The 7244-nt window shown below is 64.1% G+C and carries 6 protein-coding genes; 2 read left to right on the plus strand and 4 right to left on the minus strand.

All coding sequences use genetic code 11. The annotated features are described in order from the left end of the window. Nucleotides 1-407 (plus strand): alpha-glucosidase C-terminal domain-containing protein (locus ABEL04_RS07160; protein ID WP_375801702.1); only part of this gene is annotated, 407 nt, incomplete at its 5' end. A 96-nt stretch (nt 408-503) separates the two neighbouring features. On the opposite strand, the gene ABEL04_RS07165 is transcribed toward ABEL04_RS07160, so the two are convergent. Further along, nucleotides 504-1895: an alpha-amylase family glycosyl hydrolase gene (locus ABEL04_RS07165; protein WP_375801703.1), complete on the minus strand. Its 1392-nt coding sequence runs from the start codon at nt 1893-1895 to the stop codon at nt 504-506. Nucleotides 1896-2373: 478 nt separating this feature from the next. On the opposite strand from ABEL04_RS07165, the gene ABEL04_RS07170 reads away from it, so the two are divergent. Further along, entirely contained in the window at nt 2374-2760 is a 387-nt protein-coding gene (locus tag ABEL04_RS07170) for a hypothetical protein (RefSeq protein WP_375801704.1), read from the plus strand. Nucleotides 2761-2778: 18 nt separating this feature from the next. Here ABEL04_RS07170 and ABEL04_RS07175 read toward each other — a convergent pair whose 3' ends face one another. The 3 genes from ABEL04_RS07175 to ABEL04_RS07185 form a co-directional block, all read right to left on the minus strand. Continuing rightward, nucleotides 2779-3558: a creatininase family protein gene (locus ABEL04_RS07175; protein ID WP_375801705.1), complete on the minus strand. Its 780-nt coding sequence runs from the start codon at nt 3556-3558 to the stop codon at nt 2779-2781. A gap of 604 nt (nt 3559-4162) precedes the next feature. Then, nucleotides 4163-4516, minus strand: a complete 354-nt coding sequence (locus tag ABEL04_RS07180) for a hypothetical protein (RefSeq protein ID WP_375801706.1) — start codon at nt 4514-4516, stop codon at nt 4163-4165. Nucleotides 4517-4816: 300 nt separating this feature from the next. Continuing rightward, nucleotides 4817-5785 (minus strand): ring-cleaving dioxygenase, encoded by a 969-nt coding sequence (locus ABEL04_RS07185; RefSeq protein WP_375801707.1) that lies wholly within the window; start codon nt 5783-5785, stop codon nt 4817-4819. Between the last annotated feature and the right edge of the window lie 1459 nt (nt 5786-7244).

Consider the following 7244-nt stretch of genomic DNA (forward strand, 5'->3'; position numbering starts at 1 on the left):
GGCGGGACAAGGACTACGACGTGGAGGACGACCACCCGTTCGGCCACGACCGTCCGGCCGATCCGGTGCGCTTCAACGACAAATTGTTTGCGACCTACCGGGCCCTCACTGCTCTACGCCGGAACCACGAGGCCCTGCGCCGGGGGGCCTTCGGGGTTGTGCAGGCCGACGACGAGCGCGACATGATCACCTACGCCCGCACCCACAAGGCCGATACCGTGCTCGTCGCCCTCAACCGGAGCGCCGAGGCCCACAGCGCCCGCGTCCCCCTCCCCGACTCGCTGCGGCACACCTACGAGATACTTCGATCAGTTCCCGAGGGTGCCCCAGGGCGGGTGCAGCAGGATGGCTCAGCGCTGCTCCTGGAGGTGCCGGGGCACGCTGGTCTGGTGCTCCGTCCCGACTGAACGTAGACCCGCCTCCGAGACCGCTGGGACGGTGGCGAGTCCTGGACCTCGTTGATCGTCGCGGGCGGGGCGCTCCCCGTGCGTAGGGGGCAGCGTCTACGAGCCGGCGCGGAGGAGGCGGTACCCGTAGGCGTCGAGCGTCAGCGAATCGCCCTCCACGGTCTGCTCCGTCATCGCGTTGGTCAACGACGTCCCCGAGTAGGCGTCTGGCAGAGAGATCGTCTTCGGGGTGTCCCGAACATTGACGGCGACGACGAGGGTCTCCGCGTCCGTCGAGCGTTCGTACACCAGCACGTCCTCCGCCTTTGGAGTGTGGATGGTCAGGGTGCCTTCCCGTAGGACAGGGCTGTCGCGGTACAGATTTAGATAGTCCCGATAGAAGGCCCTAATCTCGGCATCCTGGTCCCAATTGTACGGTGTGCGGGCGAAGAAGGAGACCGAGTCCGTAACGCCCAGCTCTTGTCCGTTGTAAACGAGCGGTGCGCCGGGCATGCTCGTGGCCAGCACGAACGCGGCTTTCGACCCTTCCATGCCATCAAAGAGTGCCGGGGGTGGGGCATCCCACATCGTCTCGTCGTGGTTGGTAGTAAAGCGGAGCCGCTTGGCGGCCCCCGGCAGGTTGGCAAGCGTGGTGTCGACCTGCGTGGCGAGGGTCCGCACCGGTGCATCCTCCTCCCACACCCGCTTCAGGGCCCCGTAGAAGGGCCAGGCGTAGGTCTGGTCGAAGCCAACCTTGTGCATCTCCGGCTCCGCCGCCTCCGCCAGCATCAGCACCTCCTTGTGCGTCTCCACCGAGTCGATGGCGTTCTCCCAGAAGTCGAGGGGCACGGCGTGGGCCACGTCGCAGCGGTACCCGTCCACGTCAAATTCGCGGACCCAATACTGCATGACGTCGATCATTTTCTGCCGCGTCTTCGAGGACGCGTAGTCGAGCTCCACCACGTCCGTCCAGTTGGTCGTGTCCCCGTTCAGCACCGGAACCGTAAAGCCATTGATGGGGCCGTCGCTGTACATGTCCGGGTGCTTTTCCAGCCACGGGTGGTCCCAGGCCGTGTGATTGGCTACGAGGTCGAGGATGATGTGCATCCCGCGCGCATGCACGGAGTCGACGAGCGCTCGGAAATCCTCCTTCGTTCCGTAATCTGAATTCACGGCGTAGTAGTCCCGAATCGAGTATGGGGACCCGAGTGGGCCGATGTCGTCCTTGCGGCGCTTTTTCCCAATCGGGTGGATAGGCATGAGCCACAGTGTGGTCACCCCCATCCGCTGAATCTCGTCGAGCCGCCCGATGAGGCCCTGAAAGGTTCCCTCTTTGGACGCGTCGGGGACGAACACCTCGTAGACGACAGCATCCTGCACCCAGGCCGGCTCGCCCACCCCGTCGATCGCCTGCGGGTTGGCGTCGGGCTCGCCCGACGGCCCGCATCCGATGAGGCCACCGAGTACGAGGATGGCGCTAAGCACAAGCAGGGAACGACGACGTGTCATAGCAGGCAAGAAAAGCTAGGCATAGAGGAGAATGCAAGAGAGCGACGTCTCTGAGCGCAAGACAAGAACAGTATAGGAAAGGCCGTAAACTTCCCCAAAGAGCAGACACACGCTGAGGCTCCCTCCCCGAAGAGAGGAGCGCTACCGCCTCGGGTCCTCAAGGTCGACTGGAGAGGAAGAAGGATAGAGAGTACGGGAGGACAGCGGTGGGCCCCTCTTCCCGAAGAAGGCCTGCTTGAGGACGCGAAGGCCCTGATCGGTCTGTCCCGCTTTCCGGACGAGGCCATCACGTACGTAGTGACGGCACGGGGACGGGCGTCGGAGGAACGGAAATTCGACGAATCTGGGAGGATTCGGGAGCCGTGGCGCCGAAGAAGGCACGAGTGGGGCCGGGGAGCGGTTGCTGTCGTCCCGAATCCCGTGTAGATTCCTACAAAGCACCCCGTCGGCGTTTTTCAAGCAATCGGAGTACCGTTCAATGAGCGATCCAGGAATTCAAGCGCTAAGCAGGGCAGCAAGCGACGAGCAGGCGGCCTGTCCAGTGACCCTAATCGTAAGTGGAACCCTGGTTACCGGCCACCTGGTTGGCAGGGCCACCTTCGAGGCCGACACGTCTCGGATGCTGGAGATGGCCCAGGAGCAGGCCGGGTCCGAGGATGGAGCCGTCAACGCCATGAGCGGCCTCATCTCGTCCATGGTCGAGGAGGTTGGGAAGCACGGCGACACCGGCGAGTTCGTGCACGTATCCGTCCAGGAGGTTATGACCGGGGCCGAGGCCATCCACCTCGGGGGCTCGGTCTTCCGGTTCCGGGCGGACGAAATTGAGGGCTACACGATTGGGACCGTGGAGACGAAAGAAGCGTAGTCGCGGGAGCAAGCGGGATTACTCGTTTGGGGCAGTGTAGAGGGCGTCCAGGTCGGCGGCGGCCAGGTCCCGGAACAGGTCGGCGAGGGTGCCGGTCACCTGGCCCAGGTACGCGTCGCCCTTCTCCGCGCTGGCCGAAGACGGATCGCCGACCCCCGTATCGTCGGTCACACGGGGCCACTCCCGCTCGGCCCAGGCCCACTCCTCGCGCAGTGCTTCGATCTGGAAGACCTGGGCCCGGCCCTCCCCCGCCTCGTCGAGGGGCCGTACGAGCTCCGGGGCTACCCGAAGCATGACGCTCGTCTCCATCTCGCCGGCGTGATCGCCCGGCTCGTCGAAATACTCCGTCTGGTCACCAATCTCGAACCAGCGGGCGGCACAAAGGAAGATGTCATCGAGGTCGTTCTGGACCTCGCGGATGAGCGGGGCAAAGGCGTTGCCGCCGTGTCCGTTGAGCACCACGATCTTCCGAAGCCCTTGCCGCGTCAGCGACGCGGCAACGTCGCGAAGGACGGCGGCCTGCGTGCTCGCGTGCATGTTGATGACGCCCGTGAGGTCGAGATGGCCTGTGTTGACCCCGAACGGCACGGTGGGGAGCACGAGAGGACGGGCTCCGGCCTCCCAGGCTCGGCGGGCCGCCTCGGCCGCGATGTAGTCGCACTGCATGGTGTCGGTCGCGTAGGGGAGGTGGTAGTTGTGAGCCTCTGTAGAGCCCCACGGCAGCACCGCCACCTCGTAGTCTGTCTCGCGGACCGTTTTCCAATTGGTTTCGGCGAGAATGTAGGGACGCTGGGCCATGGGCAGGGCACTCGGCAATTCGCAGGGAATCAGAGGCTCTAGAGTGGTCGCGTTCGGCACCAGAAGGAAAAAGCACGGGGACAGGCCGAACGCGACCGGCCTTGACGCGCTCTTGTCGAGCACGCCCCTCGGACTCCTCGCCGGCCGGCTTCCGCACAGGCGACACGTCCGGGCAGCCGCGCGTTCGGGCGGGCTCAAGGCCGGGTGAAAGCAAGGCGTTCACGGGGGATCGAGGCCGCGGCCTGAGCCCGAGACAGCATAAGGACCGAGGCCCGCATCAGGGGGGAGGAAGCAGAGCTCGACGATGCGCTGCATCGCCTGCGGCGCGTTCCTAAGGGATTTCTTCCTGTCGACCGAGTCCTCCTGTTGATCGGGACGCAGATAGCACCTCGCACCGCCTCCTATGCCTCGCGGTCTCACGTGAGAAAACCGGGAGAGCCCCTTCGAATTCGTGTCTCAGGCTTCGAGCGGCCTCGACGAGCTGCAAGCCGGTCCTTCTCTCGGCCGGTCATGTCCACTACGGGCGTTGAGCGGGACCCGAGTTTCGCCCCCACCAACTCTCGCTCCCCTCTTCCGATCCACCGTTTAAGCTGGCTCTGAGTCTCTAGGGATCGCCATAGGTGATGGTGACAGTGCGGTCCTTGTATTCGATCTTCACCCCGTCCTCCGTGCGGCTCACCGTGGCCACCGAGCGATCAAGATCGGGATCTTGGCGCTTGAGGTAGGCCCGAACGGTTTCCTCGGCCACGGCCACGTGCTCGGGATCGCCACCCAGCTTCTCGACGTCCTCCGCCGCGTCGAACAGCAAGGGGGCAAGCTGTGCAATTGAGGTCGCCGCGATGAACTCTGGGCTGGGACCTTCCATTTCTTCCATGGTGGGTAGAGAGGCGTTTGTCGAGCGAATAACGGTGAGCAGTGGAGAAGAGGGGGTTCCGTCGGTTCCGGGAGAACCATTCATGCGCGCCGCCTTGAATTGAGGACACGCCACGATGTTTTGGCGAGGGCAAGAAGGCGGTAGAGTAGGTTTTCCCAAACGCCCTTGGCACGAGACCAGAGATCCTTCCTCCCTCATTGCGTTACTCGCTGAAATTAAGCGTACCCCGGGCAATTCTGTTGTGCTGAGAACAGAGCTCGGTCGGAGACATCTGCTCCGATCTCGTCCCGGAACGGGTTTTTCTATGCGTACCGAGAAGGCACCGTCCACCCCCGCAACTGGGGGGCATTTTTGCTGGAACTGGGAAAGGTCCCTGGGACAGCGCTACACGGTGATGTCGGCAAGTTGAGCCACCACTTCTTCTCGCCTGTCTTGGAGGAAGGGCGGAAGCTTCAGCTCGGTACCGAGTTCGCCGGCCGGTTCGTCGTGGAGAAAGCCCGGGTTGTCTGTCGCGATCTCGATGTTGACCCCGTTTGGCTCCCGGAAGTAGATGGAGTGGAAGTAGTTGCGGTCTTTCATCGTCGTGGGCGAATGGCCGGCGTCGCGCAGCCGCTGCCGGACGGCCATCTGGTGCTCGTCGTCCGATGCCCGGAGCGCCACGTGGTGAACCGTGCCGTATCCCCACTGCCCCTCGTGCATGTTGGGCTCGTTGTAAAGGTCGATGAACTGGGCGTGCTCGGGGCCGGGCACGCGGAACCGGGTCCAGTCGCCGTCCTGAGGGGTGGGCTTGTGGTCAACCTGCTCGTAGCCGAGCAGCCCAAGGACATCCGCCGTGAGTTGGGCGTTGTCGGGGTGAATGGTGACGCCGTGGAAGCCACGCAGGGCGTACTCGGCTGGTACAGGCCCGTCCGCCCACGGATCGATGTCGGACGTGCCGGTGATCAACTCAAGCGGCTGATCATCGTGGTCTTGGAACTGGATAACCGTGCGCCCGAAGCGCTCGGTGGGGGGATACAGCGTCGCCTCGTCGGCCTCGTCGAGCCGGTCTACCCAGTAGTCAACCGCGCCCTCCGGAATCGTGAAGGCCGTGGCCGTGGCCTGCCCACGTCCCACCTGGCCCTTCTGAATGCTATGGTGGGGCTTGAAGGTGAGGACGGTGCCGGGAGTGCCCGTCTCGTCGGCGTAGTAGAAATGGTACATCGTGGGCCCCTGGAAGGCCTCCGAGGGATTGTTGAACAGAACGGTCTGCTTGACGAGCCGCAACCCGAGGACGCCGGTGTAGAAGTCGAGGTTTTCCTGCGGATCGTGAGCGTAGGCGGTCACGTGGTGGATGCCAGAGACAGGATCGCTCATGGGTTGGAGAGGGTCTGTTGAGAGATGATGAGCCAGGGCGTGCAGCCGGGGCCGATGGGGCAGGGCGACCCCGAAGCCTGTACGCCACAGTGGAACCAAGATAGGAAATATCGTGGAGGAATTCCCACCGGCGCCGACTTCCCCCACGAGGCGGCCGCACGTTTAGATTAGAGAACTGAAGATCCTTCTGCCTCCGATCCACAGAGGTCGCCCAGGAGGCACGAAAAGAGGGGACACCGAGGGGGGCTCCAGGCGAAGGCGAAATCAGTCTGACGGCGTTGAGGCGCGGCTGTCCGTAAACGCAGTGTTGCGTAGGGGACGCTTCGGACGGACAGAAATGCATCGCTCGGTCTCTTCGGTAGGGGGCAGGTCCCGTCTCCATCGCTCACTGGGGGCAGAGGTCCGGTAGCGACGAATGCCCTTCGTCGATGACCAATCGGACTGCGGGTCGAAGTGGGTCCAGATCGTGCGCGACACGTCGCGATGAGCTGAAATCCGGCATTGTCCGCCGCCCAACTCGTGTCGGCCTGATTGTTGGCGATGACACTGTGGCGCAGGGGCCGTGCGGGGCATTCCCGAGGACAACCTTGGACCGAGACTGGTCCACAACTCCCTGCTCGGAGGCCATCTGCACGGTCGCAGGGATTTGAGACAACGCCGCATCGTCGCAGCAAGTGCGCGGGGGGAGCCGATACATCTCCGCGCTCCCCGCCGGACCAACAGCGCGTCCCAGTGGCCCCTTGATGGGAACGAGAAATGCCCCGCTCCGGACCGATGTTCAGAGCGAGGCAGTGGGGAATGAGCGCCGGACTCTCCTCACGCGGGAACGTGAGGCTCCGAGCGGGGTCTCGTCTGTTCGGGCTGCTCCGCCGGGGCAAAATCGCCGTCCCGTAGCGGGCTGCGCCTGCACTGCTGGCAGCGAATGTATCCGTCAAGAATCCGGATCGTCCACGTCGTGCGCTCGTCGCAGTGCGGGCAGTCCCCCGCGTGTTCGAGAACGTGGGAGGTCGGCGTGAGACGAAGCCACGCATCGCGCAGGCGCCGTAGAAATTCCATGAGCGTTCTGTGTGGTTGTGGAGAGAATCCGTTCGAAACGACGACCGGGCCTGTCTGCTCCCGAATCGTCGGGGGCTTCAATCCCGGATGCCACGCCGCGTTCGCCCGCAAGCGCTTTCGGTTGCGGGAGTTTAACACCAAACGGAGGCTCGGCGAAGGCCAGGTAACCGAACTGTGACCGAAAGCGCTTCGGCCGCCGAGAAGCTCTGCGTCTCGTGGCGTTCCAGGCCTGGTTTGCGCAACGCGGGAGGGTGTCTCGGCCCAGGGGTCGCTCCTCTCTCTGGGGGCGTGCCCCGGAACGACCGGACCCGTGTGCCCAAGTGCGCCGTACGTGCCAAACCGTAGCGGAGGCTACGAGCCGAGATAATTGTGGACCAGCTTCACGGTCATCGATCCCTCCCCC

It is taken from the genome of Salinibacter sp. (genome assembly GCF_042218895.1).
In the GTDB taxonomy this organism is placed as follows: domain Bacteria; phylum Bacteroidota; class Rhodothermia; order Rhodothermales; family Salinibacteraceae; genus Salinibacter.

Bases quoted from the DNA above. Each gene is read 5' to 3' on its own strand.
- ABEL04_RS07165 (WP_375801703.1), bottom strand. From the start codon at position 1,895: ATGACACGTCGTCGTTCCCTGCTTGTGCTTAGCGCCATCCTCGTACTC.
- ABEL04_RS07170 (WP_375801704.1), top strand. From the start codon at position 2,374: ATGAGCGATCCAGGAATTCAAGCGCTAAGCAGGGCAGCAAGCGACGAG.
- ABEL04_RS07175 (WP_375801705.1), bottom strand. From the start codon at position 3,558: ATGGCCCAGCGTCCCTACATTCTCGCCGAAACCAATTGGAAAACGGTC.
- ABEL04_RS07180 (WP_375801706.1), bottom strand. From the start codon at position 4,516: ATGAATGGTTCTCCCGGAACCGACGGAACCCCCTCTTCTCCACTGCTC.
- ABEL04_RS07185 (WP_375801707.1), bottom strand. From the start codon at position 5,785: ATGAGCGATCCTGTCTCTGGCATCCACCACGTGACCGCCTACGCTCAC.